Raw genomic sequence first — 22081 nt, 5'->3', positions numbered from 1 at the left:
TCCGCCGTTGTGGCATACTGGCCTGTCGGAGGGGAGTATTCCCCAAATCGCAGTGTCGTCATCACGTCACCCGTCATCGGGTGGCCGGGGCTGTGGGCCGGTCTCCCCGGCGGAAGAGACCTCCAGCGCCGCAGTTACGCTGGAGGAAGTCGATGGACGTTTTCGCACTTGGCCGTTTCGGCATCGGCGCAGTCGGCGCGGTGGCATCTGCCGGCCTGGACCTCGCGGCGATTCCCCTGCGTGAAGGCGCCAAGCGGCTGTCCGGCGAGCGCAGCGATCTGACCACCAGCCGGCGCAGTTGGCGCGGCGCGGGCCGTGCCTGGATCGAGGTCCGTGGGCTCGACGACCCGGAGATCGGTCGCGATGTCGGATCCGCGGTGCTCGAGGCGCTGCAGGCCCGGCCCGAGGTCAACTCGGTACGGCTGAACCGTCCGCTGTCGCGGGTGATCGTCGAGATCGGCGAACAGGCATCGCTGGCCGAGCTGTGTGCCGCCGTGGCGGCCGTCGAACAGGGCCTTGAACTGTCCGCAACCGAAACCGCCGCACTGCCCGGTGACGGTCTGCTGCTGGCCGCCAAGGGCGCCACGTTCGGCGTCAACGCGGTGGGCCTGGCGATCGCCACCGCGGGCACGCTGCTGCGCTGGCCCGCCGCGCCCAAGATCTTCGACGCAGCCGCGTCGGTGGCCCGGTACCAGCCGCTGGCCCGGGAGACGCTGGAAAGCTGGATCGGTCCCGGGCGAGCCGACACGGTGCTCTCACTGGTCTCGCTGGGATCGCACGTCATCACCATGTCCCCGGCGATCCTGGCGGTCGACCTGTTGGTGGAGGGCCTCAAAGCCTCCGAAACCCGGGCTGCGGCGCTGGCGTGGAGTCGCTACGAACCGCAACTGGCGCGCTTCAGCGACGTCTCCGAGGCGTTTGCCACGGCGCGCCCGATTCCGCCCGCCGACGGCCCGGCAGAGCGCCACCTGAGGCGCACCGCGCTGGCGCAGGCGGCCGCCGCAGCCGCGGTGGCCGCTGTGACCCGCAACCTGGACATGACGTCGAGCGCGATTCTGGCCACCTCGCCCAAGGCGGTGCGCACCAGCTGCGAATCGTTCGCCGCGACGTTGGGGCAGGGACTGGCCGATGCGCACGGGGTGCTGCCGCTGCGGCCGGACAGCCTGCGCCGCCTCGACAAGATCGACACCGTGGTCATCGATCCGCGGGCGCTGACCGGCGAGCAACGCCGCGTGGTGCAGATTCGCGGCGCGACCGAACACGAACTGCCGCAGGCCTGGGAGAACGCGCAGAGCCTGCTTGATAAGGCGGCTCTGCGCCCGGGCTGGCACCGGGTGCCCCGGATGACAGCGCGGGGGACCACCCGCAAACAGCCGGTGGAAGCGCTGATCCTGCCCGCCCACCATGCGCTGGCCTCCGCGGTGATTCTCCAGGGGCGTGCCGCGGGGGTGGAGCTGGTCACGGTGGACACCGAAATCCTCGGCGAGCTGCGTCCCGCCTTCGACGACATCCGCCCGGTGCACGGCGGCGAGACCGCCGACATGGACGCCGCGCTGGCGGACGCCGTCACCGACCTGCAGCAGGCCGGTCGCACCGTGGCGGTGCTGTCGACCGAAGCGGCACAGGCGCTGGCGTCGGCGGATCTGGCGCTGGGGGTCATGCCGACGAGCGAAGAGGACACCCTGCCTCCGCCTTTCTATGCCGACCTGCTGCTGGCCGATCTGGCCGGGGCGTGGCAGGTGCTTCGTGCGCTTCCGGCGGCCCGGGACGCCACCGAGCGCGGTGTCGCGATCTCGATCGGGGCCTCGACCATCGCCGGGCTGCTACTCGTCCGTGGGGTTCGGGCGACCATTCCGGGTGTGGGGGCAGGACAGAGCCGCGGCCCGGGCCCGGTCACCATCGGCGCCGGCGCCGGGATGCTGTCGGGGTACCTGCTGGCCCGCCGGGTGCTGCGCGCCCACGCGCCGAAGCCGGCCCCGGCCTACGAGTGGCACGCCATGTCGGTCGAGCAGGTGCGCGAACTGCTGGGGACGTCGCAGGGCGGCGAATCGCCTGCGTCGCTGACCGAACGTGCGCCGGCCGACGTGGAATCGCACGGCACGTTCTGGCCCTACGTCCACGCGGTGCGCGCCGAACTGTCCGACCCGATGACTCCGATCCTGGCGTTGTGCTCGGTGGCGACCGCCATGCTGGGCTCACCGATCGACGCCGTGATGGTGGGGACGGTGCTCACCGGCAACGCCATGCTGGCCGCCTACCAGCGGCTGCGGGCCGAAAGCCGGCTGAACGACCTGCTGGCGCGTCAAGCCCCGCCGGCCCGGGTCGTGCTGATGGATGCCGACGGGAACCCGACCTATCACGAGATCCCCGCCGAGCAGCTGCTGCCCGGGGACCTGATCGAGGTTCGCAGCAACGAGGTGGTTCCCGCCGACGCCCGGGTCATCGAGGTGTCCGACGTCGAGGTCGACGAGTCGTCGTTGACCGGTGAATCGCTGTCGGTCGGCAAGCAGCTGGACCCGACTCCCGGCGCCGAACTGGCCGAGCGCAGCTGCATGCTCTATGCGGGCACCACGGTGATTGCCGGCAAGGCCATCGCGCTGGTGACCGCCGTGGGGGCAGACACCCAGACCCGCCGGGCCGCCGAATTGGCCTCCGGGGAGCTGCCCGAAGTCGGACTGCAGCACCACTTGTCCCAGCTGGTACACCGGACCTTCCCCTACAGTGCCGCCGGCGGGGTGGCCGTCGGGGCGCTCGGGCTGCTGCGCCAGGGCGGCCTTCGGCAGGCGCTCGGCAACGCCATCGCCGTCGCGATCGCCGCCGTCCCGGAGGGCATGCCGTTGATGGCCACCCTGGCCCAGCATGCGTCGTCGCAGAGGTTGAGCAAATCCGGTGCGCTGGTGCGGATCCCGCGTTCTGTGGAGGCGCTCGGCCGGGTCGACGTGGTCTGCTTCGACAAGACCGGAACGCTCAGCGAGAACCGCTTGCGGGTCACCACGGTGCGCCCGCTGGCCGGATACACCGACGACGACGTCCTCGGCACGGCCGCGCAGGCGGCGCCGGCGCCTGACGGGGCGGCGCACGCGCACGCCACCGACCAGGCGATCGTCGAGGGCGCGGCGGCCGCGCCCGGTGCCCGGCCCTGGACCGAACCCGACGCACACCTTCCGTTCCGTTCCGGCCGGGCCTTCTCGGCATCGGTCGTCGGGTCGGAGCTGCTGGTCAAGGGCGCACCGGAGGTGGTGCTGGGAGCCTGCAGGAACGCCGGAGCTCAGGTGGAGAAGCAGGTGGCCGCCATGGCCGCCCAGGGACTGCGGGTGATCGCGGTCGCCCAGGCCAAATTAACTGCCGCCCAAGCGCGTTCGGTCGGGGATGACCGCGAGGGAACCGACCGGATCACCGAGCTCAGTTCTTCTGGGCTGACGCTCATCGGGTTCCTCGGCCTGGCCGACACCCCGCGCGCGGACGCCCCGAAGCTGCTCGCCGATTTGGCCGCCCGCGGCGTCGACATCCGGATGATCACCGGCGACCATCCGATCACCGCCACCGCGATCGCCGCCGAGATGGGCGTGAGCGTGGACGCCGAGCAGGTCATCACCGGCTCGGAATGGAACGCGCTGAACCGCAAGGAACAAGAACGCGTGGTGCGCGAGCGGGTGATCTTCGCCCGGATGTCGCCGGAGAACAAGGTGCAGATCGTCCAGACGCTGGAGCGCGCCGGCCGGGTTTCGGCGATGGTGGGCGACGGCGCCAACGACGCCGCCGCGATCCGGGCCGCCACGGTGGGGCTCGGTGTCGTCGCGCACGGCAGCGACTCGGCGCACGCCACCGCCGACGTCGTCCTGACCGACGGCAAGATCGGTGCGCTGGTCGACGCCATCGACGAGGGCCGGCGGCTGTGGCGCGGCGTGCAACTGGCCATCTCCGGCCTGCTCGGCGGCAACGTCGGGGAAGTGTTGTTCTCGGTCATCGGCACCGCGGTCACCGGGAACTCGCCGCTGAACACCCGGCAGCTGCTGCTGATGAACACGCTGACCGACGCCCTGCCGGCCACCGCCGTGGCGGTGAGCACCCCGGCCGGTCCGATCGGCGGCGCGGTGCGCGGACTCGACGAAGGCAGCCTGTGGCGGGCGGTCGCGTTCCGCGGCGGAGTCACCGCCGCGGCGGGCACCGCCGCGTGGGCGATGGCGAACTTCTCCGGACTGCCGGGCAGCCCGCAGCGGGCCGCGACGGTGGCGCTGATCTCGCTGGTGAGCACCGAACTCGGTCAGACCGTGGTCGACTCGCGGGCGCCGATGGTGCTGGCGACCGCGGCGGGCTCCTTCGTGCTGTTCGCGGCGATGGTCTCCACGCCCGGGGTCAGTCAGCTGTTGGGCTGCACACCGGTCGGTCCGATCGGTTGGGCGCAGGGTGTCGGCACCGCCGCGGCTGCCACTGCCGCGGTGGCTGTGGCGAGCCGGCTGTCGACCGAGCAGGCTCCCCCCGAGCCGGTAACGCAGACCCCCGCGGTGGAGCAGCCCCGGCGGCTGGAACTGGTGCGCTGAGCGCGCGCATCAACCGGTCGGCCGTAGCGATGTCTCCTCGGCCGGTGGGCTGGCCCGGGCGGCCAGAACGACCTCGAGCAGGCCCGCCCGCCACAACGCGGCGTAGAGGTGTCGGGTCGGCTTGGTCAGCAGCAACGCCGTCACTTCCGCCAGGGGTTCTGCCAGGACTGTTTTGGCCCGCATACCTGCCACGGTGCGGGTACAAATCGGACGGGCGGCAAACCCGTCGTGACCCCCAAGACAACTGTTGCCGAATTACTGTGTTTTGCGCGGCGGCAGCTTCGCCTCGCCGGTAAGCCCCGCTGGGCTGGACTCGGGCGGCTGGGCCGCGGCGAGCGCGATCAACCGTGCCAGCCGGGCGTATCGCAGCTCCATGTCGCGGAACCGCATATAGGTGCTCAGGGTGGTGAACGCGAACGCGATGACCAGCACATAGAGCATCAGATCGGTGCCGCGGCGCACCCCCAGCCAATTGGCCACCACCGTGGTGTCATCCGGGCGCAGCACCGCATAGATGCCGGCCACCACGAACATCAGGTAGCCCACTTTCACCCACGCCCGCGACTGCGCCGACCTGCGCGATAACAGCAGGTAGATCAACAGCCCCAAGACCGCCGCGATCAGCAGCACCTTGATCCAGTTCATCGGTGAATATCCCCCTCATCGCGACATCCTCCTGCGCAGCAGACCGTCGAACAAGATGTTGACGCCGTTGAGCAGTGGTTGTCCCTTCGACTTCGAATAGTCGGTGTAGAGCACCTCGACCGGTTCTTCCCCCACCCGCCAGCGGTTCTCGGCGATCAGAGCGATGAACTCCCCGGCGTGGCTCATCCCGGTCATGGTGAGGTCGAGTCGGTCGGCGACCCGGCGGTTGAACACCCGCAGCCCGTTGTGGGCGTCGGAGAGTCCCAGCCGGCGGATTCGCGGACTGAGGACCACCGCGGCGCGCAGCACCAGCCGTTTGAGCGGCGGCACCGTCGTGGCGGCAGCGGGAGCGGCAAACCGGGTGCCGATCACGATGTCCAGGCCGGCGGTGTCGAGACGGTCGACCAGGCGCACCAGGTCGCCCACCCGGTGCTGGCCGTCCGCGTCGAACGTGGCGAAAAGCCGGGCGCCCGGCTGGGCGCGCGCAAACTCGACGCCGGTCTGGATGGCGGCGCCCTGGCCGAGGTTGATCGGATGGCGCACCACGTAGCCGCCCGCGCTCCGGGCGGCCTCGGCGGTGTTGTCGGTGCTTCCGTCGTCCACACAGACCACGAAGTCGAACACCGCGCGAATCCCGGCGATCACGTCACCGACGACGGTCGCCTCGTTGAACGCCGGAACGATGATCCAGACATCGGGGTAGCGGTTGTCTATATCGGAGAAAATACACGCTCACCGGGGTCAGGAATCGGTGCGCAACGCGGCCAGGTGTACCGCGATTCCCACCACGGGCCCGCACAACAGGGCCACCACCGCCCGGGTGGGCAGATCCAGCGGGAGCAACAGGAGCAGGGTCGAGGCCACGGCCGCCCCCACCCAGCCCAGCGCGTACGCGCGGTGCAGGGCCGCGGCGACCGTTGCCGCGCCGGTCAGCGTCAGCAGCGCTATCGCCGTGGCGGCCACGGTCAGTTCGGCCAGCAGCCACCCCCCGGCGTGGTATTCCGGGCCGAAGACCGTGCGCAGCAGCCACGGACCGAGCAGGCCCGCCGCCACCGCTCCGGCCGCGCCCAGCGCGGCCACCGCCGCCGCCGGTGTTCGCAGCGCCCGCAGGCGGCGGCCGCGCTGATCCACGAAGTGCGCGATCAGGTTGCCCTGCATGGCGGTCAACGGCACCAACAGCGGTGCCCGGGTCACCGTGACAGCCAGGATCACCACACCGCCCGCGGCGCCCAATTCACCGTAGGTGGCCTGCAGCAACACCGGGAATCCCATCACCAGGATCGCGCTCGCCCCGGCCGCGGTGATCGAATGCGCCGCGCCACGCAGGAACCCCGCGGTACTCACCGGGGTCAGCAGCCGAGCCGCCGAGCGTGCCGTGGGTGAGGCCGCCAGCAGCAGCAGCCAGGCCAGCGCACCGGCCACAGTCGCCCACAGAAACCCGACCAGACCCCAGCCGATCAGGAAGGTCGCGGCGGCCACGGCCACCCGGATGCCCGCATCGGTGACCATCAGTGCGCCGTACGGCGTCCATCGGTCGGCCCCGGCCAGGGTGCCGAGCAACGTGGCGTGCACCGCGAAGTTGGCCAGGCCGAAACTGAGCAGGCCCACCGACAGCCAGCGCGCCTCGACGAACACGTGCCCGCTCCACAGCGGCGAACTGGCGGCCACCAGCGCCGCGGCCACCAGCCCGCTGAGCCCGGCTACCCGCAACGGATGGGTGTGCGGCGTGGAGGCGCGGTCGGCCTGGATCTCCCGGGCGAACCGGATTTCGCGGGTGGTCTCCTGCAGCAAACCGTTGGCAGCGCCGTTGACCAGTCCGAACGCGCCCCAGAACACGCCGAACACCGAGAATCCGGCGGGGTCCAAGTCCCGCGCGGCCAGGTACAGCACCGCGTAGCCGCACAGGGCGCTGAGTAGGGTCGCGGTGCCGACCCGGGCCATACTGGCCCGGCCGACGGGGCCGGTGGTCATGCCACCGGGAAACCCGGCGGATCCGGTACCCCCGACATCGGTCACCACGGCGAAAATACTAAGCGGGGGGCGGGGTACGGTCGGGCGGCCCACTGAACTAACCACTGATGATCGGAGGCGCGCCGTTGGACCCGTCGCTGCTGGAATGGCTGCTGACATTCGCGGGTCTGGGGGCGGTGCTCGGGTTCGACCTGCTCATCATCGGCCGGCGGGTGCGCGAGCCTTCGATCCGGGAGATCGCCGGGTGGCTGACGTTTTACCTCAGCCTCGCAGTGGCTTTCGGGGTGTGGGTCTGGAACTACCACGGCCCGAAGTACGGCATGCAGTTCTTCGCCGGCTGGCTGACCGAGTACAGCCTGTCGGTGGACAACCTGTTCGTGTTCGTCATCATCATGAACAGCTTCAACGTCCCCAGGAAGTTCCGGCAGGAAGCGCTGTTCGTCGGCATCGTCATGGCGCTGTCGCTGCGGGCGGTGTTCATCGCTCTGGGTGGGGTCGCGGTGCAGCGGCTGTCCTGGACGTTCTACGTCTTCGGCGCTTTCATGGCCTACACCGCCATCAAACTGCTGCGCCACGACGATCCCACCGGCGACGGCGAGCGCGAGGGGGGCAACAACGCCGTGGTGCGCTTTGCCCGCACCCACCTCAACGCCACCGACGGATGGGGTTCGGGGGTGCGGTTCTTCGTCCGGGACAAAGCCGGGGCGTGGGCCATCACCCCGATGTTTCTGGTCGCGCTGGCCTTGGGCACCACCGATCTGGTGTTCGCGATGGATTCCATCCCGGCGATCTACGGGCTGACGCGCCAGCCCTACCTGGTGTTCACCGCCAACGCATTCGCCCTGATGGGATTGCGGCAGCTGTTCTTCATCCTCGGTCACATGCTGGGCCGGCTGGTGTATCTGTCCCAGGGGCTGGCGGTCATCCTGGGATTCATCGGGGTGCGGATGGTGCTGCACGCGCTGCGCACCAACGATGTGTGGTTCATCCACTCCGGGCGGCCCTTCAACGTGCCGGAGATTCCCACCCCGGTCAGCCTGGGCGTCGTGGTGGGCGTGCTGGCGCTGACGACGGCGGCCAGCCTGTACCGGACCCGCGGGTCCGCCACAGCGGCCTAAGCCGCCGGCGTCTGCGCCGCCAGGGATCGAGCGGCCGGAGCCGTGCCGCTCAGTGACCGGAGGACTTGAACCGCTCGATCGACCGGGTGATCTCGGCCTCGGCTTCGGCCCGGCCCACCCAGTCGGCGGCCTTGACGAATTTGCCGGGCTCCAGGTCCTTGTAGTGCACGAAGAAGTGCTTGATGGCGTCCAGTTCGTGCGACGGCACGTCGCCGATGTCGGTGATGTGGTTCCAGCGGTGGTCGCCGGCCGGCACGCAGAGCACCTTGTCGTCACCGCCGGCCTCGTCGGTCATCCGGAACATGCCGACCGGCCGTGCCTCGACCAGCACACCAGGGAACACCGACTGCGGCAGCAGCAGCATCGCGTCCAGCGGGTCGCCGTCCTCGCCGAGGGTGTCTTCGATGAACCCGTAGTCGGTGGGGTAGCCCATCGGCGTGTACAGGTACCGGTCGAGACGGACCCGCCCGGTGGCGTGGTCGACCTCGTACTTGTTGCGCTGGCCCTTGGGGATTTCGATGGTCACGTCGAATTGCACCGGGTCAGTGTAGAGCGGGTCGCATTGCCGCCCGGAGACCGCCCGTCGGGCACAATTGCGCCTGAGAAGGCAGGAGAGACATGCAACCCACTCGGTGGCGACACTCCACCACGCATCTGGGTATCGCGGCCGCGGTCCTGGCGCTGGCCGGCGCGGTGGTGGTCATGGCGGCGGTCGTGCTTCCGGACGAGTCCGGTGCCGGTGCGCGAGTGGTCGCGCCGACGCCGACGGCGACCGCTGCTCCCGGGGTGGTTCCGGTCTCCGAGGACGCCCCGGTGCCGGCCGGCAGCGGCCTGGCCGCAGCCCTGGCCGGGCCACTGGCCGACCCCAACCTGGGCCGGCTCACCGGCCGGATCACCGATGCGTTGACCGGCAAAGCCCTGTGGACGCAGCAGGAAGACCTTCCGGTGCTGCCGGCATCGACCAACAAGGTGCTGACCGCGGCCGCCGCCCTGCTGGCGCTGGACCGCGACGCCCGGGTCACCACCCGGGTGACGGCCGGCGCTGCGCCCGGGGTTGTGGTGCTGGTCGGCGGCGGCGATCCGACGCTGTCGACGGCCGAGGCCGGTGCGGACACCTGGTATCGCGAAGCCGCCCGCATCGACGATCTGGCCGAACAGGTCCGCAACAGCGGGGTCGACGTCACCGAGGTTCAGGTCGACGTGTCGGCGTTCACCGGCCCCACCATGGCGGCCGGCTGGGATTCCGCGGACATCGAAGGCGGCGACATCGCCCCCATCGAGGCGGTGATGGTCGACGGCGGCCGCGTCCAGCCCACCACCGTCGAGTCCCGCCGGTCGCTGACACCGGCGCTGGACGCCGGCCGGGTGCTGGCCGCCGCCCTGGGCGTCGACCCCGACCGGGTGAGCATCGCCTCGGCGCCGGTGACAGGCCGGGAGCTGGGCGCGGTCCGATCGGCGCCGCTGGTGGTCCGCCTCGGCGAGATGATGAACGCCTCGGACAATGTGATGGCCGAATGCATCGGGCGGGAGGTGGCCGCGGCGATGGGCCGCCCCCGATCCTTCGCCGGTGCGGTCGACGCGGTGACCAACCGGCTGGCCACTGCCCACATCGCGGTCAGCGGGGCGAGGCTGTCCGATTCCAGCGGACTGTCGGTCGATGACCGGTTGTCGGCCCGGATCCTCGACGCGGTGATTCAGGCGGCGGCCGGGCCGGACCTACCGGAGTTGCGGCCGCTGCTGGACATGCTGCCGGTCGCCGGCGGGAGCGGCACGCTGTCCGAGCGGTTCCTCAATCCGCAAACCGGGCGTGGTGCGGCCGGCTGGCTGCGCGCCAAGACCGGCTCGCTGAGCCGCACGAACGCGCTGGCCGGCATCGTCACCGACCGCGACCAGCGCGTGCTGACGTTCGCCTTCATCTCCAACGACGCCGGCCCCACCGGGCGGACGGCGATCGACGCGCTGGCAGCGGTGCTGCGAACCTGCGGATGCCGATGAGCGGATCCGAGGTCGGGAGTGCGGTGGACTGGGAGTTCGCCGCGACGGTCGGGGGCCGGCTGGCACGCCCGGCGCCGCCGATGACCGAGTACACGCGCCGCCAGGTCGTCGAGGAGCTCTACGCCAGCGCCCGCGCGGCAGAACCCCTGGTACGCGAGGTCACCGGCCTGGGCGCCGCGGCGGCGAGCGCCGCCATCCCCGAGGCCAGGGTCGTCGACCGGCGGCAGTGGATCACCGCCGCGGCGGAATCGATGAAGGTGATGATGGGCGGCACCGACCGGCCCGCCGGCTTCCTCGCCAGCCGGCTGACCGGGGCGCAGACCGGTGCGGTCCTGGCGTTCGTGTCCTCGAGCATCCTCGGCCAGTACGACCCGTTCTTCCCCGGCGGCGGCGAGCTGCTGCTGGTGTATCCCAACGTGGTCGCCGTCGAGCGCCAGCTTCGGGTTACGCCGGCGGACTTCCGGCTGTGGGTGTGCCTGCACGAGGTCACGCACCGCGTGCAGTTCACGGTCAACCCATGGCTGGCCGGCTACATGTCCGATGCGCTGGCGGTGCTGACCGGCCAGACCAGCCCGGATCTCACCCAGGTGGTGGGCCGGCTGGTCGGCTACCTGCGGGGCAACCACGGCGAATCCGGGGAGACGGGCCCGCCGGGAATCCTGGGCCTGGTGCGGGCGGTGCAGTCCGAACCGCAGCGCACCGCGCTGGACCAGCTGCTGATGCTGGGCACACTGCTCGAGGGCCATGCCGACCATGTGATGGACGCGGTCGGGTCGGCAGTACCGACGGTGACGACGATCCGCAGTCGTTTCGAGGAACGCCGGCAGCGCAGCCAACCGCCGTTGCAACGACTGCTGCGTGCGTTGCTGGGCCTAGACGCCAAGCTGAGCCAGTACACCCGGGGCAAGGCATTCGTCGACGCCGTGGTCGGCCGGGTCGGCATGGCGCGGTTCAACGCGGTGTGGACGGGTCCACAGACACTTCCCCTGCCCGCCGAGATCGAAGAGCCGCAAGCGTGGATCGACCGGGTGCTGTAGCCCGCCTGCGCGGCGCGCTGGGGGCGTTCGCCGAGCAGTATCTGACGCCGGGCGGCCGCTGGTCGGTGGCCCTGTCCGGTGGGCCGGACTCGCTGGCGCTGACCGCCGTGGCCGCCCGGATGCGGCCCACCACCGCGCTGATCGTCGACCATGGTCTGCAGCCCGGCTCGGCGCAGGTCGCCGCCACCGCGCGTCGCCAGGCCCTGGAATTGGGCTGCGTCGATGCGCAGGTCATCGCGGTGACGGTGGGAACTCAGGGCGGCCCCGAGGCCGCGGCCCGCACCGCGCGCTACGCCGCGCTGGCCGAATCCGGCGGCTGCGACCCCGTCCTGCTGGGACACACCCTCGACGATCAGGCCGAGACGGTGCTCCTCGGTCTCGGCCGCGGTTCGGGCGCACGGTCGATGGCCGGCATGCGGCCGCATGACCCGCCCTGGTGCCGGCCGCTGCTGGGAGTGCGGCGCTCCGTGACCGCCCAGGCCTGCGCCGAACTGGGGGTGACACCGTGGCTGGACCCGCACAACAGCGACCCCCGCTTCACCCGGGTGCGGCTGCGTGCCGAGGTCCTGCCGCTGCTGGAGGACGTGCTGGGCGGCGGGGTGCCCGAGGCCCTGGCCCGCACCGCCAGAGCCCTGCGGGAGAACACCGACCTGATCGACGGCCTGGCCGAGCAGGCCCTGACCGGCGCCGGATCCGGCGCCGGCCTGGCTGTCGCGGAGCTGGCGGTGCTGGCGGGGCCGGTGCGCCGCGCCGTCATCCGGCGCTGGCTGCTCGGCGGGGGCGGGCGCGGTCTGACCGACCTGCAGATTCGCGCGGTGGACCGGCTGATCACCGCATGGCGGGGGCAGGGCGGCGTGGCGGTCGGGTCGGACCAGCCCGGCCAGCGGCTGTTCGCGGTACGCGGTGACGGCCTGCTGCAATTGCGTTACGAACCGGTCTGAGCCCGGGTCGCGAATTGGCCGCCGCAGTTGGTTGTCGAACTCCCGCCATGGCACGCTGTTCGGGTGGCTGCGATCTCGCCTGGGCAGGGACCCGAGTTGTATCCCGGTGACATCAAATCGGTGATGCTGACCGAAGAGCAGATCCGGGCCCGCACCGCCGAACTCGGCGGCCAGATCGCCGCCGACTACGCCGAGAGCCGCGAGAGCGGCGACCTGCTGCTGATCACCGTGCTCAAGGGTGCGGTGCTGTTCGTCACCGACCTGGCCCGGGCGATCCCGCTGCCCACCCAGTTCGAGTTCATGGCGGTCAGCTCGTACGGCTCGTCGACCTCGTCGTCGGGAGTGGTGCGCATCCTCAAGGACCTCGACCGCGACATCAGCGGCCGCGACGTGTTGATCGTCGAGGATGTGGTGGACTCCGGACTGACCTTGTCGTGGCTGCTGCGCAACCTGGCGGCGCGCCGGCCCCGGTCGCTGCGGGTCTGCACCCTGCTGCGCAAACCCGACGCGCTGGGTGCCGGCGTCGACATCGCCTACGTGGGTTTCGACATCCCCAACGAATTCGTGGTCGGCTACGGCCTGGACTATGCCGAGCGCTACCGCGACCTGCCCTACATCGGGATGCTGGACCCGCGGGTCTACCAGGGCTGAGCGGCCGATTCCCATCGGCGCGAACGGATCGCCGCCGCAGACGCAAACGCATGGGAAGCCCTGACCGGCCCGACGAAGGCCGTGTCGATAGGATCACCCAACACGCCAACGATGCCGCGTTCAGAGCTCCGGGCTGTCCCGGTAGCGGATCTGTGACAGATCGGTAGGTGTGAAGGCTGTGTCGACATCAACGCGAAGTGCCCGGGCCCGCAATGGTAAGTCGATCTTCTCGGGCTATCAGCGGACCGACGACAGCTATCGTGACAGCTTCGACGAGATGTTCGACAACAACGGCAATCCCCGGACCGCCTATCGGGGCATCTTCAACGCGTTGGCTCCCGCCGACAACGAGGAGCTGCAGGCCCGCGTCGATGCGCTGGGCCGCGCATTCATCGAGCAGGGTGTCACCTTCTCGCTGTCCGGACAAGAACGGCCCTTCCCGCTTGACCTTGTGCCACGGGTGATTTCGGCGACCGAGTGGACCAAACTGGAGCGCGGGATAGCGCAGCGGGTGCGCGCCCTGGAGCGGTTCCTGGACGACATCTATGACGATCAGGAGATCCTGCGTGATGGGGTGGTCCCCAAGCGCGTGGTTACCTCGTGCGCCCACTTCCACCGTCAGGCCGCCGGCATCAAGCCGCCGAACGGCGTGCGAATCCATGTCGCGGGAATCGACTTGGTGCGCGATCATCAGGGCGAATTCCGGGTTCTCGAGGACAACCTGCGGTCGCCGTCCGGCGTGTCCTATGTGATGGAGAACCGTCGCACTATGGCCCGGGTCTTTCCTGATCTGTTCGCCACGCACCGGGTGCGGCAGGTCGGTGACTACGCCACTCACCTGTTGCGGGCGTTGCGGGCGGCCGCGGCGTCCAACGAGGCCGATCCCACCGTGGCGGTGATGACGCCCGGGGCGTCGAACTCGGCCTACTTCGAGCATTCGCTGTTGGCCCGTCAAATGGGCGTCGAACTTGTCGAGGGACGAGACCTGTTCTGCCGCGACAACTTCGTGTACATGAGCACCACGGAGGGGGAACAGCGCGTCGACGTCATCTACCGGCGTATTGACGACGAGTATCTGGATCCGCTGCAGTTCCGGCCCGATTCGGTGCTCGGCGTGCCGGGCCTGGTCAACGCTGCCCGCGCAGGAAACGTGGTGATCAGTAGCGCGGTGGGCAACGGGGTGGGCGACGACAAGCTCATCTACACCTACGTTCCGCAGATCATCCGGTATTACCTGGGCGAGAGGCCGATTCTTTCCAACGTCGACACGCTGCGCTGCTGGCTGGACGACGAGTGCGAGGAAGTCCTGGATCGGATCCACGAGTTGGTGATCAAGCCGGTCGAGGGTTCCGGCGGGTACGGCATCGTGTTCGGTCCGCAGGCATCCCGCCGGGAACTCAACGCTCTGGCGAAGAGGATCAAGGCAAGTCCGCGCGACTGGATCGCGCAGCCGGTGGTGCAGCTGTCCACCGTACCCACCAAGGTGGGAGATCGACTGGCCCCCAGGCATGTTGATCTGCGTCCTTTTGCCGTCAACGACGGTGACGACGTGTGGGTGCTGCCCGGGGGCCTGACCCGGGTGGCGCTGACGGAGGGTTCGATGGTGGTGAACTCGAGCCAGGGCGGAGGTTCCAAGGACACCTGGGTCCTGGCGCCCCGCAGGGCGGACAACGGACACGAGTTGTCCGGCGATCAGCTGGTCCGCCACCAGGATCTGGCGATCGAAAACGCATCGGATCAGGGACCTGCGCTGCCCGGAACCGACCTGCAGCAACAACAACAGCAACAGCAGCAGGTGGCCGATTGGGGTGATGGCCGATGATGCTGGCGCGCAACGCTGAGTCGTTGTTCTGGATCGGCCGCTACGTCGAGCGTGCCGACGACACCGCGCGCATCCTGGATGTCGCCGTGCACCAGTTGCTCGAAGACGCCACGGTGGACCCGGACCGCACCTGTCGGCTGGTGATGCAGGTGCTGGGACTCGACTGTCCTGACGACTGTCAGGTCCAAAGTGTCTGGACTCTGACCGAACGAGTGGCGTACGCGGGTGCGGGCTCGGGGTCGATCGCCGACAGCATCGCGCGGGCACGTGAGAATGCGCGTGGTGCACGGGAAGTCACCTCCAGCGAGATGTGGGAATGTCTCAACACCACCTTCAACGGCCTGACCGAAGCCGAGCGGGCCGCTCGGCGGCTGGGGCCTTATGAGTATCTGTCGTATGTGAAGAATCGGTCGGCGATGTTCGCCGGCCTGACGGACGCGACGATGAGTCGCGACGACGGCTACCGCTTTCTTCTGCTGGGGCGTTCCGTCGAGCGAGTCGACATGACGGTGCGGATGTTGCTGTCTCGTGCCGGCGATCGGTCCGGATCGCCGGCTTGGGTCACGGTGTTGCGGTCGGCCGGTGCCCACGACACCTATCTGCGGACCTATCGCGGTGCTCTCGATGCGAACAGGGTGGTGGAATTCATGTTGTTGGATCGGTTGTTTCCCCGTTCGGTCTTCCATGCCATCACGCTGGCCGAGCAGTGCCTGATGGCCCTCGACAGCCGCAATGACAGTCGGGTCGGCGCCCGGGCTGAAGCGCAGCGCCTGATCGGCCGCGCGCGCAGCGCGCTGGAATTCATGCCGCCGGGGCTGCTTCTAGAAGACCTGCACGACCGCCTGACCGGTTTGCAGGAGACCTGCAAGGACGTCACCGAGGCGGTGACTCAACAGTATTTCCATGTGACCCCGTATGTTTCCTGGACCGGGGCCGGAGCAAGCGGAGGCCGCGACTACGACGGCCAGTTGGTTGCGGAGGGTGACCGGTGAGCTGGCGACTGCGGGTGGTGCACTCGACGGGGTTCGCCTATAACGCACCGGTGACCTCGTCGTACAACGAGGCGCGAATCACGCCCCGCAGCGGCAACCGGCAGAACGTGATCTCCAGCCGGGTGCAGACGGTTCCCGCGACTCGGGCGTACCGATACGTCGACTATTGGGGAACGGCGGTGACGGCGTTCGACCTGCATGCGCCACATGAGGAGCTCGAGGTGTCCGGCACCTCGGTGGTGGAGACCGAGCCCGACGTCTATCCCGAGGACGCCGAGCCGGTGGACTGGTGCGATCTGGCCGGCGGGTATGTGATCGACCAATATCACGAATTGCTCACTTACACCGCATATGTGCCGCGCAACCGAACGTTGGCCGCCACCGCCCGGCGGTTGACCAAGGGGCTACAGCCGCGCGAGGCGGTGCGAGCGGTGTGCTCCTGGGTCTACTCGGAGATGGATTACGTGCCCGGGACCACCGGAGTGCACAGCTCGGCGATCGATGCATGGTCTGAGAAGAAGGGCGTCTGCCAGGACTACGCACACCTGACGTTGGTCTTGTTACGCAGCGTGGGTATCCCGTCGCGTTACGTCTCGGGATACCTGCACCCCAAGGCCGACGGTGCAATCGGGGAAACGGTAGAGGGGGAGAGCCACGCCTGGATCGAGGCGTGGACCGGAGCCTGGTCGGGTTATGACCCGACCAATGACATGCCGATCACCGAACGGCACGTGTCAGTGGGTCTGGGCCGCGATTATTCGGATGTGACCCCGCTGAAAGGCACCTACATCGGCGGCGAGGCAACGGACTTGGACGTGATTGTGGAGATCACCCGGCTGGCCTGATGACGGCGGTTGGCCGGGCGGTGGCGCTTCTCACCGGTTGACCCGCCGCGATGCGGGTCCTGCATCCAAGCTCAGGCCGGGTGGGCGGCTTGGGTGCGGCGGCCTCGAGACAGGAATCGGGCGAGCCCGGCGATGCGCTTGACCGGCCCCCCCGGAGAGCTGGGGATCTTCCGCCGTGCGCGGCGGCACCACGGTGCCCAGCACGACGACGAAGGCAATCCAGCCGAGAATGATGGCGACGGCGCGGCGGCGAATTCCGGTGGCGACAGCGGTGCGCTGCGGCGGCGTCACCGGCGGCACCCGAGCTCACTCGCCAACCATCCGCTACGTCATTCCTTCCTGATGTCCGCTTGATGTGAGGCCAGCCGTGCGGACTGGACCCGGCGCCGGGCGCGGTCGCGCCGATGACGCGGACTTCCCACGCGCAGGCGACCAACCCCGCACCACTGGATGGGTCGGATGCGGTGCGGGGAACGTTCCCGAGGACTTCGCCGGCGCGGGCGGATCTCGGTGAACGCCGCCTCAGAGGAAACCGGTGCCGGACCGCCCGTCAGACTCGCTGCGGCCGACGCAGCGAGTCCACGGCGGTGCTCAGCTCAGCTCCCACACCGCCGTCACGGTGAAGCTCACGGTCTGCTGGCCGGGCTCGACCGGGGGAGCTGACGCCATCGCGCGCGGCATCGGCATGCCCACCGGCGTCGGGGGCGCCTCGCCTGCCACCTCGGAGATCGCGATCACCTGACCGAGTCGCAGGCCCGACAGCTGCGCGTACTGCTCGGCGCGGTCACGGGCGTCGTGGAAGGCCCGTTCCCGGGCGTCGCGCACCAGCGCCGAATCGTCCTCGATGGAGTAGGACACCCCATTGATCCGCGTGGCGTCCCCACCGGCCCGCACGATCACCGCGAGCACCTGGGAGGCGGAATCGCGCTCGACCTTGACCCGGATGGTGTTGCCGGCCCGGTATCCGGTGATGTTCGCCGACCCGCTGGCGTCGGGATTGCCGTACTGCGGTTGCAGGCTGACCTGGGTGGTGCTGATGTCCTTGCGGTCCACGCCGGCATCCACCAGCGCATCGATGACCGCCTGCTGGCGCTCGCTGGTCTGATTCATCGCGCTGGTGACGTCGCCGGCGACGAACTCGATGCCCGCCTCGGTGGTCAGGGTGTCCGGGACGCCCTGGACCTCGCCGGTGCCCACCACGGTCACCTGCCGCGCGATGTCGGAATCGCCGCCCGGTGTGGCGTCACAGCCGGCCACGGCGAGCGCGGAGACGCCCGCCAGCGCCAGCGTCATCGACCAGCGGAGAATCGTCCGGGCGCTGTGTGTCGGCATGCTAGGAACCCTAGCGGAGTCGACGCACACCCCGCGGAAAAAGATCCATGAGGCACACTGATGCGATGACCTCCGATCCGTCGCGAGTACTGTCCGCCGCCATCGAGCCGTTCGTCGGCCAGGTCTACTTCTCGCCGGAGTGCCACCGCGGTTATGCGGCACTCGGTTTCGGCGCCAGCCCGGCGACCGTCGACAGGGTCGAAATGCCGGACGGGCCAGCGTACTTCTGCAGCCGCGGTTCCGCGATGGGGCAGGCGCCGGGCGAGCTGATCGCCGCGGCATTCGCTGTGTTCAATCCTGCGGTGGTGGTTCCCGCCGTCGACTACGGCTGGACGCTGACCGACGCGCCGACCATCCGGGCGGCGCGAATCGAAGGCGCGACGGCTCAGTTGCGGCGCGTCCTGGGGGCGGCTCCCGAGGGCCTCGACCGGGCGGTCGAATTGCTGCGCCGCGCCGCGGAGGGCCTCGCGGTTGCGGGCAAGCCGCTGTTCGCCGGGCTGGTGGGCGTCGGGCTGACCGGCGACCCGCTGTCCGACGCCTGGCTGTTGGCCGACCGGCTCCGGGAGTTCCGCGGCGACGCGCACGTCAACGCCTGGGTCGCAGCGGGGTTCGACGCCGTCGAGATCGGGCTGATCACCGAGCTCTACCGCGGATTGGCGCCGCGCAGCTATGTCCGGACCAGAGCGTGGAGTGAAGAGGAGTTGGCCGGCGGCGAGGCGCGACTGGCCGAGCGGGGCCTGGCGCGCGACGGCGTGATCACCGATGCGGGGCGTGCCGCTCGCGAGGCCGTCGAGACCGCTACCGATGCCGCGTGTGCCCCGATCGTCGCCCGGCTCGGCGACGACCTGAGCGAGCTGGCCGATTTGGTCGGCGGGTGGTCGGGTCAGCTGGTCGACGCGGGCGCTTTCCCCAAGGGCTGATCAGCCCTGGCGGCGGTCGCAAGCGCGGCGCAGCCGGGCGCAGCGGGCCGTCGCGTATGCCTACGGGGTGACCAGGATTTTGCAGTGCCGGTCCGGGTCGGCCAGTTCGTCGAACGCCGCACTCACGCCGTCGAGTCCGACCTCGCCGGTGATCAGCGGTGCCACGTCGATCTCGCCCTCGGCGATGGCGCGCAGTGATGCGGCGAACTCCGCCGGTTCGTAGGCGAAGACGAACTGCACACTGATCTCCTTGGCAATGCCGTAGAAGGGGTGCACGGTGTCGGGTTCCATACACACCCCGGCGACCACCAGCCGGCTGCCCACCGGCGCTCGCCGCAGCACATCGTCGATGATGCCCGGCACGCCGACCGCCTCGAAGATCACTTTCGGGGTCACGGTGTCAAACGGCGATCCCTGGGCCGGGTCCACGGTGCGATGAGCGCCCATGGCCGTCGCCAGCTTCCGCCGGGCGGCCGAATAGTCGGCAGCGACGACCTCGTGGACGCCCGCGTTTCGCAACGCGGCGATGATCGCCATCCCGATCGGGCCGCAGCCCAAGACCAGTGCGGTTTCGCCGGGGGCCACCGCGGCCTTGTTGACCGCGTGCAGCCCCACGGCCATCGGCTCGGTCAGGGCCGCGTGGCGCGGGTCCAGCCCGTTGGGGATCGCCAGCAGCAGCGGAGCCGACAGCAGCATCTTCTCGGCGTATCCGCCGACCGTGGTGTTGGAGTAGACGATCGGCTCAACGCCCGTGGCTCCCAGCAGAACCGGAATAGAGGTGACCGGCGTTCCGCCGGGAAAGGTGTCGGTGGCGGGTCCGGCCTGCAGCACCTTCGCGCTGAACTCGTGGCCCATGAAGATGTCGGCGCCTAAGTCGACCGATGCCTGCGCCGAAGGGCTGCCGGACATGGACTGCGTTGCGGCCAGCACCTTCGCGCCGTGCGATGCGAAATGCAGATCCGATCCGCAGATACCGCAGGCGGTCACCTCCACGAGCACCTGGCCCGGGCCCGGAGACGGATCCGGCAGGTCGTCGCGGTAGACCATCCGCCCATCGCGCAGCACCGCTGCGCGCATCAGCGTGAATTATCCGTTTTGGGGGGCGCCGTCTCGGTCACATGCTCGACCACGGCGTTCTTGATCGCCTCGCCGGCCCGGCCGAACAGCGTGTCGCGCATCCCCTTGGCCCACTCGTGTGAGGCCTTGGGTGCGGCGAGTTGGCCCTTGAAATGCGGAATCACCTTGCGGGCCAACAGCTCGTAGCTGTGGTAGGTCGCCTCCGGTGAGGCCCAGTCATGCCCGAGGAACAGCAGGGTGCCGAATCCGCCGGAGCGCTCCAGCAGGTCGGTGATGTGTCCGATCGCGTCATCGGGCGTACCGATGCAGCAGCTTCCGGCCGCGGCATAGGCCTCCACGAATTCGGTCGGCGTCTGCGGTGAGCCCTCGACCTCGCTGGCCAGCGGTACGAACCCGGCCGCACCGAAGTAGTTCGCGAAATCCTGCAGGCCATAGGTGCAGTCAGCCACCGCCTGCTCGCGGGTGTCGGCGATGTGCATGATGCTCAGCACCCGCCAGGTGTCGCGGTCCGGTTCGTCGCGGCCGGCTTTGGCCGCCTGGTCGCGCACCACCTCCCAGGTGTTCTCAAGGGCGGCAAACCCGCCGGGCACCGACATCGACAGGGACAACAGCGAGGTTCCCAGCGCGCCGGCCAGTCGGGGTCCGGATGGCGAAACCATTGCGGCGGCGGAGATCTCCGGATACGGCCAGGTGTAGGGCCGAATATGCAGGGCCGCGTCGCGCAGCGTGAACCAGTCCGAATGCCGGGTGACCAGTTCGCCCGGCTCGGCCCGGAACAGCGCCAGGATGGCCTCCAAAGATTCCTGCATCATCCGGCGCTGCTCGACCGGGTCGATGCCCATCATGTGGGCGTCGGTGGGCAGGGCTCCCGGGCCGGCGCCGAACATCACCCGCCCGCGGGTCAGGTGATCCAGCAGCACCCAGCGGTCGGCCACCATCAGCGGGTGGTGGTAGGGCAGCGATACCACACCGGTGCCCAGCCGAATGTGCTTGGTGCGTTCGGCGGCCGCCGCGATGAACACCTCGGGGCACGCGATCAGTTCGTAGCCGCCCGAGTGGTGCTCACCGAACCACGCCTCGTCGAAGCCCAGACGGTCCAGCGCGACCACGCGTTCCAGGTCGTATTCCAACGCGACGGTGGGCGATTGACCCAGCGCATGGAACGGGGTGATGAAAACCCCGAAGCGCAGCGGCCGGGCGGTCACGCTGCGGCTCCGGTCGGAAGGCCGGCCAAGAACTCCAGCAGTGCCGCGTTGACCTCGTCGGGCTGCTCCTGTTGCAGCCAGTGGCCGGCGCCGTCGATCAGCACCTCGCGGTAGGGGCCCGTCACCAGCTCGGCTGCGCGGTCGCGGCGGGTGAAGGTCAGCACCGGATCGGCAGTCCCGGCGATGAACAAGGCGGGTACGTCGATGGTGGCGGCGGTCGGATTAGACATGATCTCCCAGTTGCGGTCGAGGTTGCGGTACCAGTTCAGTCCGCCGGTGAAACCGGTGCGCGTGAACTCGGCGATGTAGTGGTCCAGTTCTTCGCCGCTGATCCAGTCCGGACGTCCGGCCGGCTCGGCAATCCGCTCGATGAAGCCCATCGGTCCGGGAGCGGTCATCAGCAGCGCCGATTCACGGTCGCTGGGACTGAGGCCGCCCACCATCCGGCGGATGGTCCGGGCCGGGTCGGCGGCCAGTTCCGCGTCGGCCACCCCCGGCTCCTGGAAATAGAGCATGTAGAAAAAATTCTCGCCGAACAGGGCGCGGAACGCCTCGGTCGGCGGCACCTGCGATCGGGGCACCGGCGGCACGCTGAGGCCGGCCACCGCCGCCACCCGGTCCGGGTGCAACTGCGCGGCGCTGAAGACCACCGGGGCGCCCCAGTCGTGGCCGATCCAGATCGCACGCTGCGCGCCGACATCGTCCAACAGGCCGACCAGATCGCCGGTGAGTGCCGCGATGTCGTAGGCGGCGATCTCCTCCGGCCGCGACGAGCCGCCGTAACCGCGCTGGTCGGGGGCCAGCACATGGAAACCCGCATCGGCCAGCGCCGGGATCTGATGTCGCCAGGAAAAGGCCAGCTCGGGGAATCCGTGCGCCAGCAACACCACCGGTGCGCCCCGCTCGCCCGCCTCGGTGACCCGCAGGGTCACGCCGTTGGTGTCGACGAAACGTTCGGTTGCGCGCTGGATTGCCGGAGACACCGTCAC

General features: G+C 69.6%; 18 protein-coding genes and 1 pseudogene. 10 read left to right on the top strand and 9 right to left on the bottom strand.

Annotation, left to right across the window (positions count from 1 at the left end):
- Nucleotides 1-152: 152 nt before the first annotated feature.
- Nucleotides 153-4633: pseudogene (locus tag G6N14_RS15805) on the top strand (cation-translocating P-type ATPase); the annotation flags it as partial.
- On the opposite strand, the gene G6N14_RS20565 reads toward G6N14_RS15805, so the two are convergent.
- The 4 genes from G6N14_RS20565 to G6N14_RS15790 form a co-directional block, all read right to left on the bottom strand.
- Complete coding sequence (locus tag G6N14_RS20565; protein ID WP_165756866.1) at nt 4551-4724, bottom strand: Rv1535 domain-containing protein; 174 nt, start codon at nt 4722-4724, stop codon at nt 4551-4553. The pseudogene G6N14_RS15805 and the gene G6N14_RS20565 overlap by 83 nt on opposite strands.
- A 72-nt stretch (nt 4725-4796) precedes the next feature.
- A complete protein-coding gene (locus G6N14_RS15800) occupies nt 4797-5186 on the bottom strand; it encodes a DUF2304 domain-containing protein (RefSeq protein ID WP_085134068.1) in 390 nt (129 codons plus the stop codon).
- Nucleotides 5187-5201: 15 nt separating this feature from the next.
- Nucleotides 5202-5912: a polyprenyl-phospho-N-acetylgalactosaminyl synthase PpgS gene (locus G6N14_RS15795; protein ID WP_085134067.1), complete on the bottom strand. Its 711-nt coding sequence runs from the start codon at nt 5910-5912 to the stop codon at nt 5202-5204.
- Between the two features lie 15 nt (nt 5913-5927).
- The gene (locus G6N14_RS15790) at nt 5928-7157 is read right to left on the bottom strand and encodes a polysaccharide biosynthesis protein (protein WP_085134191.1); all 1230 of its coding nucleotides are present in this window, start codon (nt 7155-7157) and stop codon (nt 5928-5930) included.
- A gap of 125 nt (nt 7158-7282) precedes the next feature.
- Here G6N14_RS15790 and G6N14_RS15785 point away from each other — a divergent pair, with 125 nt between their 5' ends.
- Entirely contained in the window at nt 7283-8275 is a 993-nt protein-coding gene (locus G6N14_RS15785; protein WP_109559682.1) for a TerC/Alx family metal homeostasis membrane protein, read from the top strand.
- Between the two features lie 49 nt (nt 8276-8324).
- Here the strand turns inward: G6N14_RS15785 and G6N14_RS15780 are convergent, their stop codons facing one another.
- The gene (locus G6N14_RS15780; protein ID WP_085134065.1) at nt 8325-8813 is read right to left on the bottom strand and encodes an inorganic diphosphatase; all 489 of its coding nucleotides are present in this window, start codon (nt 8811-8813) and stop codon (nt 8325-8327) included.
- An 80-nt stretch (nt 8814-8893) separates the two neighbouring features.
- Between G6N14_RS15780 and dacB the strand changes: the two genes are divergently transcribed.
- The 7 genes from dacB to G6N14_RS15745 all read left to right on the top strand — a co-directional run bounded on the left by dacB (nt 8894) and on the right by G6N14_RS15745 (nt 16558).
- Complete coding sequence (gene dacB / locus G6N14_RS15775) at nt 8894-10270, top strand: D-alanyl-D-alanine carboxypeptidase/D-alanyl-D-alanine endopeptidase (protein ID WP_085134064.1); 1377 nt, start codon at nt 8894-8896, stop codon at nt 10268-10270.
- Nucleotides 10261-11307 carry an Rv3626c family coenzyme F420 biosynthesis-associated protein gene (locus G6N14_RS15770; protein ID WP_407663127.1) on the top strand — a complete coding sequence of 349 codons (1047 nt, stop codon included), beginning with the start codon at nt 10261-10263 and terminating at the stop codon, nt 11305-11307. The genes dacB and G6N14_RS15770 overlap by 10 nt, the downstream gene beginning before the upstream one ends.
- Nucleotides 11286-12248 (top strand): tRNA lysidine(34) synthetase TilS, encoded by a 963-nt coding sequence (gene tilS, locus G6N14_RS15765; protein WP_085134063.1) that lies wholly within the window; start codon nt 11286-11288, stop codon nt 12246-12248. Before G6N14_RS15770 ends, tilS begins: the two co-directional genes overlap by 22 nt.
- A 123-nt stretch (nt 12249-12371) precedes the next feature.
- On the top strand, nt 12372-12899 hold the full coding sequence (hpt, locus tag G6N14_RS15760) for a hypoxanthine phosphoribosyltransferase (RefSeq protein WP_234808791.1): 528 nt from the start codon (nt 12372-12374) through the stop codon (nt 12897-12899).
- A gap of 277 nt (nt 12900-13176) precedes the next feature.
- Entirely contained in the window at nt 13177-14721 is a 1545-nt protein-coding gene (locus G6N14_RS15755) for a circularly permuted type 2 ATP-grasp protein (RefSeq protein WP_085134189.1), read from the top strand.
- On the top strand, nt 14721-15713 hold the full coding sequence (locus G6N14_RS15750) for an alpha-E domain-containing protein (RefSeq protein ID WP_109559681.1): 993 nt from the start codon (nt 14721-14723) through the stop codon (nt 15711-15713). The genes G6N14_RS15755 and G6N14_RS15750 overlap by 1 nt, the downstream gene beginning before the upstream one ends.
- Entirely contained in the window at nt 15710-16558 is an 849-nt protein-coding gene (locus tag G6N14_RS15745) for a transglutaminase family protein (RefSeq protein WP_085134060.1), read from the top strand. Before G6N14_RS15750 ends, G6N14_RS15745 begins: the two co-directional genes overlap by 4 nt.
- A gap of 591 nt (nt 16559-17149) precedes the next feature.
- Here G6N14_RS15745 and G6N14_RS15740 read toward each other — a convergent pair.
- Nucleotides 17150-17890, bottom strand: coding sequence for an SIMPL domain-containing protein (locus G6N14_RS15740; protein WP_085134059.1), 741 nt, complete (start codon nt 17888-17890; stop codon nt 17150-17152).
- A 65-nt stretch (nt 17891-17955) separates the two neighbouring features.
- On the opposite strand from G6N14_RS15740, the gene G6N14_RS15735 reads away from it, so the two are divergent.
- Nucleotides 17956-18810, top strand: coding sequence for an SCO6745 family protein (locus G6N14_RS15735; protein WP_085134058.1), 855 nt, complete (start codon nt 17956-17958; stop codon nt 18808-18810).
- Nucleotides 18811-18870: 60 nt separating this feature from the next.
- Here G6N14_RS15735 and G6N14_RS15730 read toward each other — a convergent pair whose 3' ends face one another.
- Genes G6N14_RS15730 through G6N14_RS15720 form a run of 3 tightly spaced genes read right to left on the bottom strand, consistent with a single transcriptional unit; the run spans nt 18871 to nt 22063 of the window.
- Nucleotides 18871-19887: a zinc-binding dehydrogenase gene (locus G6N14_RS15730; RefSeq protein ID WP_085134057.1), complete on the bottom strand. Its 1017-nt coding sequence runs from the start codon at nt 19885-19887 to the stop codon at nt 18871-18873.
- Nucleotides 19887-21092, bottom strand: coding sequence for an LLM class flavin-dependent oxidoreductase (locus G6N14_RS15725; RefSeq protein ID WP_085134056.1), 1206 nt, complete (start codon nt 21090-21092; stop codon nt 19887-19889). Before G6N14_RS15725 ends, G6N14_RS15730 begins: the two co-directional genes overlap by 1 nt.
- Nucleotides 21089-22063, bottom strand: a complete 975-nt coding sequence (locus G6N14_RS15720) for an alpha/beta fold hydrolase (protein WP_109559680.1) — start codon at nt 22061-22063, stop codon at nt 21089-21091. Before G6N14_RS15720 ends, G6N14_RS15725 begins: the two co-directional genes overlap by 4 nt.
- Between the last annotated feature and the right edge of the window lie 18 nt (nt 22064-22081).

The organism is Mycolicibacter hiberniae (genome assembly GCF_010729485.1).
Classification (GTDB): Bacteria; Actinomycetota; Actinomycetes; order Mycobacteriales; family Mycobacteriaceae; genus Mycobacterium; species Mycobacterium hiberniae.
Note: the sequence above shows the minus strand (reverse complement) of the source record. Positions and strands in the feature narration are given on the sequence as shown.